Source organism: Hymenobacter baengnokdamensis (assembly GCF_008728635.1).
Classification (GTDB): Bacteria; Bacteroidota; Bacteroidia; order Cytophagales; family Hymenobacteraceae; genus Hymenobacter; species Hymenobacter baengnokdamensis.
The window spans coordinates 3,417,862-3,432,445 of the sequence record NZ_CP044285.1 but is presented as its reverse complement, the minus strand read 5'-3'; the positions used below and the strand labels follow the sequence as shown (position 1 = coordinate 3,432,445).

Here is a 14,584-nt window from a genome sequence, read left to right as displayed (position 1 = left end):
GTCTGGGGATAATTATACTTTTTTGTGGGTTATGAATGAGGCTTTAAGTATAGCATGTTTTTCGTTATAAAACATTGTTTATCAAAAGGTTGTGTTGAGTATATTAAAGGTATTATGCTGGCTAAAACCTCTTCATTTGCGGTATGTAAGATATTTTTTTAATACAACCTTTGCTGTTCGCATCCTGACTTGTCAGGCAGTACGGTTATGCTAATCGCGTTGCCCGTCTGCTTGCCTGATAAAAGCTAAAATTGCTTCGCTAAGCTGGTGGGCAGCCTGCCCGCCTGAAAAGGCCTATTTGTTGGGTCTGCGAGCTACATCCTTCGCTACCAGGGACTGGTAATTCCTGCCCAATGAAGTTGGCCATCAAGCTGGCCGGCTGCCAAGGCTATTGGCAGGAAAAAAGGATAAATATGCCCCTTTTATCAAATGTAAACGTGGGTTCTTTGCCCGCTTAACAAGCATTTGCCTTGGTCTGAGATGGGCCAAATCGCCTTATTATTGATATAGTTGCTGGTGCCTCCGGCAAGCAGTTAGAGAAAATAGGCAGCGCTTGGCTTTCAGCTTTAGACCTTCGTTCCGTACCTTCGCGGCATGAAAAGCTTGCGCACCTACTCCCTGCTGCTGGCCGCCAGCGCGGCCCTGTTTCTGACCGCTGCCTGCTCCACGGCCCCCGACGCGGAGAAAGACCCCAGCGCCGACGCCGCTTATAAGCGGGCCCACCGTACCGAAGGCTACCGCGAGGCGCAGCGCAGCAACGTCAGCTACTAAGTACTTAAGCTCGGGCTTTACTGCCGGGCTATACAGGCAAAAGCCCCGGCTACGCACGTTGCGTAGCCGGGGCTTTTGTATAAGCTGAAGTAGGCCTAAGCTCCAGCCAGCGCGGGCTGGGCAAAGGCTGGCAGGGGCAGCGAGGCTACGAACTGCTGCTCCAGCAGGTCGGCCCAGGTGCGCAGGTAAAGCACTACGTCCTCGCGCTGGTTGTGGCGCAGGGTATTGCGCCGCTCAAACGGAATAGCCCGGCGCACGGCCGGGTCGCCGAGCTTTTCGAGGTGCGTAAGGTCCTGGCGCGAAAAGCCCAGGGCCAGCATCTCATCCACGGTCTGGTCGAAGGGCAGGCCGCTGGTGGGGCAGTAGTCCACGAGCTGGCGCTCCCAGTCGCCGTAGCGCTGCAGGGCCTGAGTGTGGATTTCAGCTTTGGTAAGGCGGGTAATGGTCTGGGCCAGGTGGCCGCAGTTGCAGCTGCCCATGTGGCCCCATTGATACGGGGCTTCGGTGGCCAGGCGGTGGGCGGTATCGCGCAGGGCCTGAATGAGCGGAAGAGAAACGCGGGAAGTCATGCCGGTAAGCTAGGAAAACAGCGTTAAAATAGTGACCAAGAACTGCTGACAGAAGTCGGCCCGCCCCGGTTTTGTTTCCAGTATTCGTAAAAAATCCGGTAGCTGCCCTTCTGAAAGAGGGCAGCTACCGGAAATATTAAATATTTAATATATAACGGCGTACGTAGCTCGCAGAGCCAATAAGTGGCTACTGCGGGCGACGACCACCCTCGCCGCTACGGCCCGCCTGGAAGGGCCGGCTGGAGCGCTGGCCGCCCCCGCCGGCCGCCGAGCGTCCGCCGCCGGCGCGCTCGCTGCTACCCGCCTGCGGACGGCCGCTGCTGCGGTGTTCGCCCCGCCCGTTACCCGAGCCAGCACTGGCGGCGCGTGGAGCTCCGCCTCGGCCCTGGCCGCTCCCGCCGCGCCCATCACGAGCCGGCCGGCCGGCCGGGCCTTTCGGCCGGATAATACGCTCATTGCCGGTCAGCGATACCGGGGCTACGCTGTTAGTCGTGTAGGGATGCTCTTTATCCACATCAAGCTGCTTGCGAATCAGCTTCTGAATGTCCTGCAAATAAGCACGTTCCTCTTCTTCAACAAATGTAAACGCCGTGCCGAACGCCCCCGCCCGGCCAGTGCGGCCGATGCGGTGCACGTAGGTTTCGGGCTCGTTGGGCACTTCGTAGTTGATAACGTGGGTTAGCTCATCCACGTCGATACCGCGCGCGGCAATGTCGGTAGCTACCAGCACGCGGGTGGTACCCGCCTTGAAGTTGCTGAGCGCCCGCTGGCGGTGGTTCTGGCTTTTATTGCCGTGGATGGCTTCGGCCGTAATCTGAGCCTTTTCCAGCGTTTCGGTTACCTTGTTGGCGCCGTGCTTGGTGCGGGTAAACACGAGCACGCGCTTAATGGCGGGGTCTTTCAGCACGTGACGAAGCAAAGCCGGCTTGTCGTTTTTGTCAACCAGAAACACCGACTGGGTTACCGTGTCGGCCGTGCTCGACACGGGCGTTACGGCTACCTGCACGGGGTTGGGCCGCAGGATGGTGGCCGAAAGCTCCTTGATAACGTTCGGCATGGTGGCCGAGAAGAACAGGCTTTGGCGGCCGGTCGGCAGCTTGGGCAGAATGCGCTTGATGTCGTGAATGAAGCCCATGTCGAGCATACGGTCGGCCTCATCGAGCACAAATACTTCCACGTGCTGCAAGTTGACGTAGCCCTGGTTCATCAGGTCGAGCAGGCGGCCGGGCGTAGCTACGAGTATCTCGATGCCGCGCTGCAAGGCCTGCACCTGCGGGTTTTGGCCCACGCCGCCAAAAATGACCGTCGAGCGCAGCTGCGGCAAGTGGCGGCCATACGCCTTAAAGCTCTCGCCAATCTGGATGGCCAGCTCACGGGTGGGCGTCAGCACGAGGCAGCGAATGCGGCCTTTGGGGCCCTGGGCTGCTTTCTGGGTTTGGGAGGTCTGGTGCAGAATCTGCAGAATCGGTACCGAGAAAGCCGCCGTTTTGCCCGTGCCGGTCTGGGCCACGCCGAGCAGGTCGTGTCCTTCGAGCACCTGCGGAATGGCTTGCTGCTGAATGGGCGTAGGGGTGGTGTAGCCTTCCTCGCTCAGGGCGCGCAGGATAGGCTCAATCAGGTTGAGGTCGTTAAAAGTCATGGGGGTGTAGGAGCCACCCGCCCGGTGGGGTGGTGGCCGGGGCGGAGGCCATCGGCTGCCCTCGCAAATACAGGAAAAGAAGAAGGGATAAGCCCGCGCCTCACGCACAAATCACGACGCGGCGGGCCGGCGGCCGTATACTTACGGCGGGCAGCTGGTCCGATTGCCAGGCTGCCTTCGGCGGCAAAGGTACCGCTTAAATCCCTAACTCATGCAGATAGTTCACCGCCAACGCGCCTACGACGGCCATTTCAAGCTCAACAAGCTCACCCTCAAAACACCGCAAGGGGAAGAATTACCCCGCGAGCAGTTTGCCCCCGGCCACGCCGTGGCGGCCCTGGTCTTCGATATGCAGGCGGGCAACTACCTGTTGACCAGGCAGTTTAGAATAGGGCCGGAGCACGAATTGCTGGAAATTGCGGCCGGTATGATTGACAAGGGCGAAACCCCCGAAGCGGCCATCCGCCGCGAAATCCACGAAGAGCTGGGCTACGAAACCGACCAGCTCACCGAAATCGTAACCATGTGGCCCTCGCCGGGCACCAGCGCCGAAACCATCGGAGTGTACTACGCCGAGGTGAGCCGGCAAACCGGTCCCGGCGGCGGGCTGGCCGAAGAGCACGAGCAAATCGAAATCGTGCACCTCACGCGGGAGGAACTAGCCAGGGAGAAAATCCAGGACGCCAAAACGCTGCTGGCCGTGCAGTGGGCGCAGCTGCATAAGGCATAAGAAAAAGTTTGTCATTGCGAGCGCTTCACTGCATTGCGCTCGCAATGACAGGCAGGGTAGCCCTTACTGCGGCGTGAGCTGGTACTCAAACTGCTGGCGCAGGTGGGTATCCGTAATCACGAGCGTGAGCGGGCCAGCGGCCGGGTCGAGCTTAATGAACGGGATAAGCTGCTGGCTCTGATACAGGTCGCGGCCGAAGAAGCGGCCAAAGCCGGGCTTGGGCGTGGCCGCAAAAACCTCCTTGCCATCTTTCGTGCGGGCCGAGAGCGTGAGCAGCGACGGGTCGGCAAACTTGGCACCCTGGCGGCGGATGTTGAGCACCAGGGCCCCGCCGGCGGGCAGTAGCTTCAGCCGTCGCTGATAGGTCGAGTCGGCCCAGTCGTGAATCTTACGCAGCTCGTTGATTTCGGCCAGCATTTCCTCGGGCGAGCGGTAGCAGATGTGGGTATAGGTACCGGTTACGTCGGCATCCTCATCGGTATTCTTGGTGATATTCGCTACTACCGGGCACTCCGGATTCTTTTGGGCAAACAGATAGCGCTTGCGCGCCGGGCCATTGGGCGTCTGGGCCTGGGCGGCCGTAGCGCCAGCCACCAGCAACAATAGCAGTCCAGCCCGCAGCGTAGTAGAAAATTGCATTTTACTGAGAAAATAAATAATACTTCGTTGGATAGGAATAAATCCGCTACAAAGAACGGCAGGCCGCGCCAAATGCTTCGTTTTATTCGCTAAACTGCCCTGGTGCCCCGTTGCTTTATGAAAATGTAATGCGGGCGTAACGCCTGCTTTATCTAGCGGCGCGAGCTTTGGGGTATGCTAAATCCCGCTCAATCAACCCGCTTTTTATTGGACTGGCGGCCCACGCGCGGCTACCTCTCGTGGCTGCTGGCCCTAGCGTGGTGGCAGGTGCTGGGGCGTCCGTTGCGCCGCAGCCTGCGCTCGGCGCTCGGCAGTGCCGCGCCGCATTGGCCAGCTGACGGGCCCCCCACCAAGCCCCGCCGGCCCCGGACCAGCCCGCGCCCAAGCCAGCCCCGGTTACCTTACTCCTCTGCCGCATGAGCACGCCAACCGGGCCACTGCCAGAGGCCGGCCGTCGCAAAAAGCGCCGCCTCGCTGTAGCGGTAGTCAGCGATGTGCACCTGGGCACCTACGGCTGCCATGCCGCCGAGCTGCTGCGCTATCTTAAGACTATTCGGCCGCAAGTGCTGGTCCTCAATGGCGATATTGTCGATATCTGGCAGTTTTCGAAAAACTACTGGCCGGCTTCGCACATGCGAGTGGTGCGCTACCTGGCCGGGCTGGCTGCCAAAGGCACCCGCATCTGCTACCTCACCGGCAACCACGACGAGCTGCTGCGCAAGTTTGCGGGCCTCAAGCTCGGGCATTTTCAGCTCGATAATAAGCTGGTGCTCGACCTGCCCCACGGCCGCACCTGGCTTTTTCATGGCGATGTGTTTGACGTAAGCATGCGGCACGCGCGCTGGCTTGCCAGGCTAGGCGGCAAGGGCTACGACCTGCTTATCTTGCTTAACAGACTGGTAAACTTTGGGTTGCAAAAGCTGGGCCAGCCCAGGGTGGCTTTGTCGAAAGCCGTGAAAGACCGGGTGAAAAGTGCCGTGAGCCTGGTTAGCGACTTCGAGCAGACGGCCGTCGGCATTGCCGCCGACAATGGCTACCGCTACGTGGCCTGCGGCCACATTCACCAGCCCGAAATCCGAACTCTGACCACGCCGCAGGGGGAAGTTACGTATCTTAATTCGGGCGATTGGGTGGAAAATCTTACCGCCCTCGAATACACCGCCGACACGGGCTGGACCCTCTACCGCTACGCCGAAGACCCGCTCATGCAGCCCCCCGCCGATGCCGCCGAGCCGCCCGAAGCCACCGACCTCGCTGCCGATGCCGCGCCCGCCACGTTGCTGGCCGGCTTGCTGGCCGAGTTTAAGTTGAAATAAGCCCCGCTGCGTACAGCAGCTAGAAGATGGGCTGATTAGCTGTTTAATATAGTGTAAAATGCATATTCTTTATGCTATTCAGGGCACTGGCAATGGGCACTTGATGCGGGCTCTCGACGTGGTGCCCCTGCTTCGGCAGCAAGTGGAGGCGCTGGGCGGGCAGCTCGACGTGCTGGTGAGCGGTCCGCCCGCCGATTTGCCGCTGCCCTTTTCGGTACAGTACCGGGTAGGGGGCATGGGTTTTGTATTTGGCAAGAAGGGCGGTATCAACTTTGTGAAGACCTTTCGGCAATTCAACTCGGCCGGTTTCGTGTACGATATCCGGCAGTTGCCGGTAGAGCGCTACAATCTGGTAATCAACGATTTTGAGCCGGTGTCGGCCTGGGCCTGCCGGCTGCGCCACCGCCCGTGCGTAGCCTTGAGCCACCAGAGCGCCGTGCTGCACCCTGCCGCGCCCCGCCCCGCGCAGGAAGACCCCGCCGGCCGCGCCGTGCTGCGCTACTACGCACCGAGCACGGCGCAGTATGGCTTTCACTTTCAGGAGTATGCGCCGGGTATCAGCACGCCCGTTATTCGGCGGCAGGTGCGCGAGCTGACGCCCACCGACGAGGGCTACTACACGGTGTATCTGCCGGCTTTCGACGAGCAAAGGCTGGTTGAGCGCCTGCGCTACCTCAGCCGCTCGGTGCAGTGGGAGGTGTTTTCGAAGCACAGCCAGCAGCCCGCCGACTACGGCAACGTGCGGGTGTGGCCCGTGAGCAGCGACGATTTTCTTCAGAGCCTGGCCCGCGCCCACGGCGTGCTCTGCGGCGCGGGCTTCGAAACGCCCGCCGAGGCGCTTTTTTTAGGTAAAAAGCTGCTGGTAGTGCCCATGAAGCAGCAGTATGAGCAGCAGTGCAACGCCGCCGCGCTCGATAAAATGGGCGTGCCCGTGGTGCGCGGCCTCAAAGACAAGCACCTCGACCGCATCGACGACTGGCTGCACCGGGGCCAGCCGATTCGCGTGCAGTATCCCGACCAGACCGGCGCCGTGCTGGCCCGCCTGCTGGCCGAGCAGCTGGGCGTGGGGCCGCCCGCCCTGGCGTTGTAGCCCCGCCCCGAAATAGCCCGCCGGGGCAAAGCCGCCAACTACCACGCTTACTGTCCAGTGACTACCACTCGCTGCGCACTATTTACCGCCTTCCCGTAGCTCCGTTTGATGCCCAACGACCTTCTTGTTGCCAGCAGGCCCCCGCTGGAATTGCCAGATGCCTTTTTCCCGGCCACCACTCCCAGCAGCTATTCGCGCAGCGACTTCGGGCCCGATTTTTACTGGGGGGCAGCCTGCGCAGCCTACCAGGTAGAGGGGGCCTGGCAGCAGCAGGGCAAAGGCCCGAGCATCTGGGATGAGTTTACGCGCCGGCCGGGCGCTATTCAGCGTGGTGAGCATGCCCGCGTCAGTACCGACTTCTTCACGCGCTACGAGCACGATTTAAACCTGGCGCAGGGGCTGGGCTTAACCGATTTCCGCCTCTCGGTGGCGTGGTCGCGGGTGCTGCCCGAGGGCACCGGGGCGGTCAGCAGGCGTGGACTCGATTTCTACGACCGCCTCGTGGATGCCTGCCTGGAGCGCGACCTGCGCCCCTGGCTGACGGTGTATCACTGGGATTTGCCGTTGGCTTTGCAACAGCGCGGCGGCTGGGCCAACCGTGCCGTAGTGGGCTGGCTGGCCGACTACGCCCAGGTGCTGGCCCGCCGCCTCGGCGACCGTGTGCAGCACTGGATGGTGCTCAACGAGCCGATGGTATTTGTGGGGGCGGGGCATCTGCTGGGCATTCACGCGCCGGGGCGCCGCAGTCTGCCCGCCTTTCTGGCGGCGGCCCACCACGCTACGCTGGCCCAGGCCGAGGGCGGCCGGGCGCTGCGGGCGGCGCTGCCCGATACTGCCCGCATCGGCACCACGTTTTCGTGCTCCTACCTTACGCCGGCCCGGCCGGGCCACGGCCCCAGCGAGGCGGCCACGCGCCGCGCCGATGCGCTGCTCAATCGCTTTTTTGTGGAGCCTACGCTCGGCCTGGGCTATCCAACGGCCGAGCTGCCCGCCCTGGGATGGCTGCTGCGCCGCTACCAGCGCCCCGGCGACGAGCAGCGGATGCAGTTCGACTTCGATTTCTGGGGTATTCAGAACTATACCCGCGAGGTGGTGCGCCGGGCACCCTGGCTGCCGCTGCTGGGCGCGGCCCTCGTGCCGGCCGCCAGGCGTGGCGTGCCTACCACCGAAATGGGCTGGGAGGTGTACCCCGAGTCGGTTTACCACATGCTGAAGCAGTTTGCTACCTACCCCGGCGCACCCGAGCTGTTCGTTACGGAGTCGGGCGCGGCCTTTGCCGACCAGCCCCGGGCAGGCCGCGTGCCCGATACCGCTCGTCGGGCTTACCTGCAAGCGGTCATCGGCCAGGTGCTGCGGGCCCGCCGCGACAATATTCAGGTAAACGGCTATTTCCCCTGGAGCTTTACCGACAACTTCGAATGGGCCGAGGGCTATCGTCCGCGCTTCGGGCTCGTGCACGTCGATTATGAAACCCAGGAGCGCATTATTAAAGACTCGGGCCACTGGTACGGCGAGTTTTTGGGTGGCGCACCGGTAACGGTCGGGGCCGGGCGGGCCGGCTTCAGCCAGCAGTAAGCGAAATGACTGCCTGCGACAGGTTATTTTCGGAGCCTTGGGCTAGCGCGTGAGCAGGGTATCGCGGCAGCTCATAAACCGCTCGATTACGCGCTCGGGCTGCTGTTCGTCAAACTCTGCGAAGCCCAGCACGAAAGCCGGCGCGGGCTGCACAAACCGTAGGGCGGTTACCACGGCTTCCAGGTAAGGCTGAATGCCCTCGGGGGTGCCAGCCGCTGCCGCTGCAAACTCGGCATCCCAGCGCAACGCGGCCGGGCCTTTGCGCACCAAAAAAGGCAGCACAAACGGAATATAGTGGCTGAAAACCGGGTTTTCCTCGCTGGTCAGGCGCGTGTCGGGCCACACGTGAAACGCGCTGAATGAGGCCGGCGGGGCTACCAGAAACCGCGCCTGCTCATCGGTCATGGCCTCAAACAGCGCGGCCCGGTTGGGCTGACTATAGAGCTGCGCATACGCCGCGTACCACACCGTTACGCCACCTGGGCCGATGAGCTGATAGGGATGAAACGAGCTGCCGATACTTACGCCACCGTGGGCACCAATTACCAGGTCATACAACTGCCCGAACTTTTCGACGTCAGCCGATTGCCGGTAAGGGTTATTGCTAAGGCCGTAGAGGTAGAAGCTGGCAAACTCAGTGAGTGGGGGCACGGCGGCTGGGGCAGTTGCAGGAGCGGGCACGGAAAGAAAAACCGGTTTCGATAGAAGACACTATCCGGCAAATCTCGGCCAGCCACGACGGATAAGGCGCAGCAGCCTCCATCTCTGGCTCGGCCTTGCGGCGGCCTGCTTACGGCTACGGCCTGAAAACAAGCAAGGTAGCACTGACTGGAACAATTATAAGTTGCTGATATGGGCTAAAACCCGACAATGCCAAAATCATGTACCCGTAAAACTCAACTAAAACCCGACCTTCGCGCGTTCATTCACCAGCCGCTCACTGGTGGCATTCCCTTGTATGGTACTCAGTAACGACCTTCTTATTTCGCGCGGCGAAGTACTTCAGCAACTTGAAGGCTATCTGAAAGATAATATCTATACCTTTCTTAAGAAGGTAGAGGATAGCTGGCAACCCGCTGATTACCTGCCGGACTCGCGCCGCGACACCTTCTTCGAGGAAGTAAAGGAATTGCGCGAGCGGGCTTCTACCCTCAGCTACGACCTGCTGGCCGTGCTCATCGGCGACACCATCACCGAAGAGGCGCTGCCTAACTACGAAGCCTGGTTTCATGAGCTCGACAACCTCAACCGCGACCGCGATAACGGCTGGGCGCAGTGGATTCGGGGCTGGACGGCCGAGGAAAACCGCCACGGCGACCTGCTCAACCGCTACCTCTACCTCTGCGGCCGCGTAAACATGCGCGAGTTTGAGGTCAGCACGCAGTACCTGATTAACGACGGCTTCGACCTGGGCACGGCCAACGACCCGTACCGCGCCTTCGTGTACACGAGCTACCAGGAGATGGCTACCAACATCTCGCACCGCCGCGTGGGCCAGCTGGCCCGCACCGCCGGCGACGACCAGCTCTCGAAAATCTGCGGCATGATTGCCGGCGACGAAAACCGCCACGCTCGCGCCTACAAAACCTTCGTGGAAAAGATTTTCGAGCTGGACCCCAGCGAGATGATGCTGGCCTTCGAGGACATGATGCGCAAGAAAATCGTGATGCCGGCGCACTACATGCGCGAGCTGGGCGTGGATATGGGCAAAACCTTCGGGCACTTCACCGATGCCGCTCAGCGCCTCGGGGTATACACCAGCAGCGACTATACCGATATCCTGGATACGCTCATCACGGACTGGAAAATTGCGGACCATACCGGCCTGACGCCCGCCGCCGAGAAGGCCCGCGACTACGTAATGGCCCTGCCCAACCGCCTGCGCCGCGTTAGCGACCGCATGCCGGTGCCCAAGCTCGAATACAAGTTTAAGTGGATTAGCTAACGGCCCGGCCGCGCTGAAACCGAAAAAAGCTCCGGCTGCCCTGCGCAGCCGGAGCTTTTTCATGCGCCCTAACTATTGGGCGGGGCCCTGGTTATGAGCAGGTACTTACCACTCGTAATTCTCCTTTTCCAATGGCAAAGCAAACGCAAGCCGCCTACTACACCGAGTTTGGCGGCATCGATAAAATAAAGGTTGGCCCCCTTGACCTGCCCGAACTGGGCGAGGGCGACGTGCTGCTGCGCGTAAAAGCCGCCGGTATTAACCCCGTCGATTACATCGTGCGGGAAGGCTATTTTCAGCAGGTAGTGCCCAACGCTTTCCCGGCCGTGCCGGGCTGGGACGTGGCCGGGGTAGTTGAAAAGCGCGGCCACGGAGCTTCCCGCTTCGCTGACGGTGCCGAGGTGTATGGCTACGTGCGCCGCCCCGTGGTACAGCACGGCACTTTTGCCGAATACATAGTAATTCCTGAATGCTATCTGGCGCGGCGCCCGGCTACCCTCAGCTGGGAAGAAGCCGGCGGCCTGCCGCTGGCGGGGCTCACGGCCTATCAGTCGGTTTTCACGGCCGGTAAGCTGAAAAGCGGCGAAACCGTTCTGATTCTGGGGGCGTCGGGCGGAGTTGGCAGCGTAGCTATTCAGCTGGCCAAAAGCGTAGGAGCCACGGTGATAGCCGTGGCCAGCGCCCAAAATGCCGACTATATGAGTAAGCTCGGAGCCGATTTTACCATCGACTACGCGGCCGGCCCGGTAGCCGAATCGGTAAAGAAAATAGCTCCGGAAGGCGTTGACCTACTGTTTGACGCCATTAGCGGCGACACGCTTACCCAGAGCCTGGCGGCGCTGAAGCCGGCCGGCCGGCTCATCTCGGTGCTCAACGATGGTAAAGCACTAAGCTTGCCCCCCGGCGTCTATTTCACGCACGTAATGGCCCAGCCCAGCGTGCCCGACCTCGACCACCTGCGCGAGCTGGCCGATGCCGGTAAGCTGCACCTGCCCATCGCGGCTACCTTCCCGCTGGCTGAGGTGAAAAAGGCCTTCGAGCAGATTGAGTCGAAGCATACCACCGGCAAAGTGGTGATAATTCCTTGAAGAGCAAACGCTAACGAAGCTGTTTAGGGCGTAGTAAAAAACGTGCTGCCTCGACAGGCAGCTGCTTGTCGAGGCAGCACGCTTTTTACTACGCCTCAATCTTCACGCCCTTCCAGAATGCTACCCGGCCCTGAATGTTGGCGGCGGCGGGGCTGGGCTGGGGGTAATACCAGGCGGCATCCTTGTTGAGCGCGTCGTTTACGCGCAGCGAGTAGTAGCTGGCGCGGCCTTTCCAGGGGCAGGTGGTGTGGGCAATGCTGTCCTCAAAAAACTCTTTTTTGAGCGAGCTTGCGGGGAAATAGTGGTTATTCTCAACCACAACGGTGTCGTCGCTCTCGGCCACGACGGTATTATTCCAGATGGCTTTCATGGGATAATGAACATTGCCCCGCGGGCCGTTGTTTTTGCCACCACTACCGTTACGTAGATTATTATGGCTATTGGGGTTCGCTTTCGTGATTTTGTGCCCGATGAAAACTCGGGCGATAAGGGATTTGAGCAGTTATTCAAGCTCTTTATGCAGCTCATTACCATCACCAGCGGCGACGTGGGCGAGGCGTTGCAGTGGCTCAATGAGCTCGACAAGCAGTACGGCCTCACTGACAACGACTACGGCATGGGAAACTTCATCGACGACCTCAAGAAAAAGGGCTACATCGATGAGAATGAGCAGGAGCGGGGCGAGCTGAAAATCACGCCCAAGACCGAGCAGAAAATCCGCAAATCGGCGCTGGAGGAGATTTTCGGCAAGCTCAAGAAGAGCAGCACCGGCAACCACCGTACGCCCCACACCGGACAGGGCGACGAGCAGAGTACCGACCTGCGCGAGTTCCGCTTCGGTGACTCGCTGGAGCAGATTCAGATGTCGGAATCCATCCGCAATGCCCAGCTCAACCACGGCATGGACGGCGACAATTTCATGCTGACCGAGGGCGACCTCGAAGTGCGCGAAAACGAGCATAAGTCCCAGACCAGCACGGTGCTGATGATTGACATCTCCCACTCGATGATACTCTACGGCGAGGACCGCATCACGCCCGCCAAAAAGGTGGCGATGGCGCTGGCCGAGCTGGTGAAGCAGAAATACCCTAAGGACACGCTCGACGTGATTGTGTTCGGCAACGACGCCTGGCAGATTGAGGTCAAGGACTTGCCCTATCTGCAGGTCGGCCCCTACCATACCAACACGGTGGCCGGCCTGGAGCTGGCGATGGATTTGCTGCGCAAGCGTAAAACGCCCAACAAGCAGATTTTCATGATTACCGACGGCAAGCCGACCTGCCTTAAGGAAGGCAACGGCTACTACAAAAACTCGTTTGGCCTCGACCGCAAGGTGGTGAACAAGACGCTGAACCTGGCCGCCGCCGCCCGCCGCATCAAGATTCCGATTACCACCTTCATGATTACCTCCGACCCGTATTTGCAAAAATTCGTGGAGGAGTTTACGGAAGTAAACCAGGGCAAGGCCTATTACTCGGGCCTGAAAGGGCTGGGGCACCTGGTATTTGAAGACTATAAAAAGAACCGGCGCAAGTCGTTGTAAGCTACTGCTTGTCGCTGCAAAAACGCTTCCTATTTCTAACCGGGAAATGGGAAGCGTTTTTTGAATACTATCCACGTTCAACTCGCCGCTGCCCGGCTGAACCACACGCCCGTTAAGCGGGTTTAAGACCTAATGAAGCACGAAACTATCCGCACCCTGGGCCAGCTCCGCGCCAGTGGTTACCAGCCCCGCACCGTGAAACAAGAGCTGCGGGACAACCTCATTTCTAAACTCAAAAACAAAGAGGATGTGTTTCCCGGCATCTTCGGCTACGAGGAAACCGTGATACCCGAGTTGCAGCGCGCTATTCTGGCCGGGCACCACATCAACCTGCTGGGCTTGCGCGGCCAGGCCAAGACGCGCATCGCGCGCCTGCTCATCAACCTGCTCGATGAGTATATGCCCGTGGTCGAAGGCTCGGAGCTGAACGACGACCCGTTGCAGCCGCTGTCGGTATTTGCCAAAAACCTCATTGCCGAGAAGGGCGACGACACGCCCGTGAGCTGGATGCACCGCAACGACCGCTACACCGAGAAGCTGGCGACGCCCGACGTGTCGGTGGCCGACCTCATCGGCGACGCCGACCCCATCAAGGCCGCCACGCTCAAACTGCCGTACTCCGATGAGCGGGTTATTCACTTCGGCCTGATTCCGCGCGCGCACCGGGGCATTTTCGTAATCAACGAATTACCCGACTTACAGGCCCGTATTCAGGTTTCGCTATTTAATATATTGCAGGAGGGCGACATCCAGATTCGCGGCTTCAAGGTGCGCCTGCCGCTCGATATCCAGTTTGTGTTCACGGCCAACCCCGAGGACTACACCAACCGGGGTAGCATCGTAACGCCGCTCAAGGACCGCATCGACGCCCAGATTATCACGCACTATCCCAAGTCGATTGAAATCGGCAAGCGCATTACCAAGCAGGAAGCCCGCATCAAAGAGGAGCAGAAAGGCCTGGTAACCAGCAACGAAATCATCCACGACCTCGTGGAACAGGTGGCCGTTGAGGCGCGCGGCTCCGAGTTTGTCGATGCCAAGTCGGGCGTATCGGCCCGCCTCACCATCTCGGCCTACGAGCAGGTGATTGCCGGGGCCGAGCGCCGGGCGCTCATCAACGGTGAAACCAGCACCTACGTGCGCGTGGCCGACTTTATCTCGGCCGTGCCTGCCATCACGGGCAAGGTCGAATTGGTGTACGAGGGCGAACAGGAGGGCGCCGGCATCGTGGCCGAGAAGCTCATGGGCAAGGCCATCCGCACGCTGTTCCTGAACTATTTCCCCGACCCCGACAAGGCTAAGAAGCTCAAAAACCGCCCCTCGCCCTACAAAACGGTGCAGGAGTGGTTTGGCAACGGCAACACGCTCGATATCCTGCACGACGCCAGCACCGAAGACTACCGCGCCGCCCTCGACAAAGTGCCCGGCCTGCGCGCCATCGTAACCGAGCTGCACCCCAAGGACGATGCCGAAACGACTTATTTCCTGATGGAATTCCTGCTGCACGGCCTGGCCGAGCACTCGCTCATCTCGCGCAACCGCCTCACGGGCGGCGCCCAGTTCAAAGATTTGCTTTCCTCTATGTTCACCATGCCCAGCTTCGGCGATGATGACGACGAGGAAGAGGAAAAGCCCCGCCGCCGCCGGTAGCAAGGTAGCGTGGACTCTGCGAGTCCGCG

14 protein-coding genes are annotated in these 14,584 nt (G+C 60.4%); 9 read left to right on the top strand and 5 right to left on the bottom strand.

What is annotated here, in order from left to right; all coding sequences use genetic code 11:
* The first annotated feature begins 594 nt into the window (after window positions 1–594).
* Complete coding sequence (locus tag F6X24_RS19015) at window positions 595–771, top strand: hypothetical protein (RefSeq protein WP_191906341.1); 177 nt, start codon at window positions 595–597, stop codon at window positions 769–771.
* A gap of 95 nt (window positions 772–866) precedes the next feature.
* Here the strand turns inward: F6X24_RS19015 and F6X24_RS14635 are convergent, their stop codons facing one another.
* Together F6X24_RS14635 and F6X24_RS14630 are read right to left on the bottom strand one after the other, a co-directional pair.
* The gene (locus F6X24_RS14635) at window positions 867–1,340 is read right to left on the bottom strand and encodes a hypothetical protein (RefSeq protein ID WP_151088727.1); all 474 of its coding nucleotides are present in this window, start codon (window positions 1,338–1,340) and stop codon (window positions 867–869) included.
* A gap of 187 nt (window positions 1,341–1,527) precedes the next feature.
* Window positions 1,528–2,979 carry a DEAD/DEAH box helicase gene (locus F6X24_RS14630; RefSeq protein WP_151088726.1) on the bottom strand — a complete coding sequence of 484 codons (1,452 nt, stop codon included), beginning with the start codon at window positions 2,977–2,979 and terminating at the stop codon, window positions 1,528–1,530.
* A 211-nt stretch (window positions 2,980–3,190) separates the two neighbouring features.
* Between F6X24_RS14630 and F6X24_RS14625 the strand changes: the two genes are divergently transcribed.
* Complete coding sequence (locus tag F6X24_RS14625) at window positions 3,191–3,709, top strand: NUDIX domain-containing protein (RefSeq protein WP_151088725.1); 519 nt, start codon at window positions 3,191–3,193, stop codon at window positions 3,707–3,709.
* A 63-nt stretch (window positions 3,710–3,772) separates the two neighbouring features.
* Here F6X24_RS14625 and F6X24_RS14620 read toward each other — a convergent pair whose 3' ends face one another.
* Window positions 3,773–4,348 carry a hypothetical protein gene (locus tag F6X24_RS14620; protein WP_151088724.1) on the bottom strand — a complete coding sequence of 192 codons (576 nt, stop codon included), beginning with the start codon at window positions 4,346–4,348 and terminating at the stop codon, window positions 3,773–3,775.
* A gap of 416 nt (window positions 4,349–4,764) precedes the next feature.
* Here F6X24_RS14620 and F6X24_RS14615 point away from each other — a divergent pair, with 416 nt between their 5' ends.
* The 3 genes from F6X24_RS14615 (at window position 4,765) to F6X24_RS14605 (ending at window position 8,329) form a co-directional block, all read left to right on the top strand.
* The gene (locus F6X24_RS14615) at window positions 4,765–5,664 is read left to right on the top strand and encodes a UDP-2,3-diacylglucosamine diphosphatase (RefSeq protein ID WP_151088723.1); all 900 of its coding nucleotides are present in this window, start codon (window positions 4,765–4,767) and stop codon (window positions 5,662–5,664) included.
* 58 nt (window positions 5,665–5,722) lie between these two features.
* Entirely contained in the window at window positions 5,723–6,754 is a 1,032-nt protein-coding gene (locus tag F6X24_RS14610) for a glycosyltransferase family protein (protein WP_151088722.1), read from the top strand.
* A 108-nt stretch (window positions 6,755–6,862) separates the two neighbouring features.
* Window positions 6,863–8,329 (top strand): GH1 family beta-glucosidase, encoded by a 1,467-nt coding sequence (locus F6X24_RS14605; RefSeq protein WP_151088721.1) that lies wholly within the window; start codon window positions 6,863–6,865, stop codon window positions 8,327–8,329.
* Window positions 8,330–8,371: 42 nt separating this feature from the next.
* On the opposite strand, the gene F6X24_RS14600 is transcribed toward F6X24_RS14605, so the two are convergent.
* Window positions 8,372–9,010: a hypothetical protein gene (locus F6X24_RS14600; protein ID WP_151088720.1), complete on the bottom strand. Its 639-nt coding sequence runs from the start codon at window positions 9,008–9,010 to the stop codon at window positions 8,372–8,374.
* A gap of 277 nt (window positions 9,011–9,287) precedes the next feature.
* On the opposite strand from F6X24_RS14600, the gene F6X24_RS14595 reads away from it, so the two are divergent.
* Both F6X24_RS14595 and F6X24_RS14590 read left to right on the top strand, forming a co-directional pair.
* A complete protein-coding gene (locus tag F6X24_RS14595) occupies window positions 9,288–10,274 on the top strand; it encodes an acyl-ACP desaturase (RefSeq protein WP_151088719.1) in 987 nt (328 codons plus the stop codon).
* A 131-nt stretch (window positions 10,275–10,405) separates the two neighbouring features.
* Window positions 10,406–11,362 (top strand): NADP-dependent oxidoreductase, encoded by a 957-nt coding sequence (locus F6X24_RS14590; RefSeq protein ID WP_151088718.1) that lies wholly within the window; start codon window positions 10,406–10,408, stop codon window positions 11,360–11,362.
* Between the two features lie 88 nt (window positions 11,363–11,450).
* Here F6X24_RS14590 and F6X24_RS14585 read toward each other — a convergent pair whose 3' ends face one another.
* Window positions 11,451–11,732: a DUF427 domain-containing protein gene (locus F6X24_RS14585; protein WP_151088717.1), complete on the bottom strand. Its 282-nt coding sequence runs from the start codon at window positions 11,730–11,732 to the stop codon at window positions 11,451–11,453.
* 63 nt (window positions 11,733–11,795) lie between these two features.
* Here F6X24_RS14585 and F6X24_RS14580 point away from each other — a divergent pair, with 63 nt between their 5' ends.
* On the top strand, window positions 11,796–12,905 hold the full coding sequence (locus F6X24_RS14580; protein ID WP_151088716.1) for a vWA domain-containing protein: 1,110 nt from the start codon (window positions 11,796–11,798) through the stop codon (window positions 12,903–12,905).
* A gap of 132 nt (window positions 12,906–13,037) precedes the next feature.
* Complete coding sequence (locus F6X24_RS14575) at window positions 13,038–14,555, top strand: sigma 54-interacting transcriptional regulator (RefSeq protein WP_151088715.1); 1,518 nt, start codon at window positions 13,038–13,040, stop codon at window positions 14,553–14,555.
* Window positions 14,556–14,584 lie beyond the last annotated feature (29 nt).

Coding starts and splice junctions, on each gene's coding strand:
- F6X24_RS14580 (WP_151088716.1), top strand. CDS start 11,796: ATGGCTATTGGGGTTCGCTTTCGTGATTTTGTGCCCGATGAAAACTCG.
- F6X24_RS14605 (WP_151088721.1), top strand. CDS start 6,863: ATGCCCAACGACCTTCTTGTTGCCAGCAGGCCCCCGCTGGAATTGCCA.
- F6X24_RS14620 (WP_151088724.1), bottom strand. CDS start 4,348: ATGCAATTTTCTACTACGCTGCGGGCTGGACTGCTATTGTTGCTGGTG.
- F6X24_RS14610 (WP_151088722.1), top strand. CDS start 5,723: ATGCATATTCTTTATGCTATTCAGGGCACTGGCAATGGGCACTTGATG.
- F6X24_RS14625 (WP_151088725.1), top strand. CDS start 3,191: ATGCAGATAGTTCACCGCCAACGCGCCTACGACGGCCATTTCAAGCTC.
- F6X24_RS19015 (WP_191906341.1), top strand. CDS start 595: ATGAAAAGCTTGCGCACCTACTCCCTGCTGCTGGCCGCCAGCGCGGCC.
- F6X24_RS14575 (WP_151088715.1), top strand. CDS start 13,038: ATGAAGCACGAAACTATCCGCACCCTGGGCCAGCTCCGCGCCAGTGGT.
- F6X24_RS14590 (WP_151088718.1), top strand. CDS start 10,406: ATGGCAAAGCAAACGCAAGCCGCCTACTACACCGAGTTTGGCGGCATC.
- F6X24_RS14595 (WP_151088719.1), top strand. CDS start 9,288: ATGGTACTCAGTAACGACCTTCTTATTTCGCGCGGCGAAGTACTTCAG.
- F6X24_RS14585 (WP_151088717.1), bottom strand. CDS start 11,732: ATGAAAGCCATCTGGAATAATACCGTCGTGGCCGAGAGCGACGACACC.
- F6X24_RS14615 (WP_151088723.1), top strand. CDS start 4,765: ATGAGCACGCCAACCGGGCCACTGCCAGAGGCCGGCCGTCGCAAAAAG.
- F6X24_RS14630 (WP_151088726.1), bottom strand. CDS start 2,979: ATGACTTTTAACGACCTCAACCTGATTGAGCCTATCCTGCGCGCCCTG.
- F6X24_RS14635 (WP_151088727.1), bottom strand. CDS start 1,340: ATGACTTCCCGCGTTTCTCTTCCGCTCATTCAGGCCCTGCGCGATACC.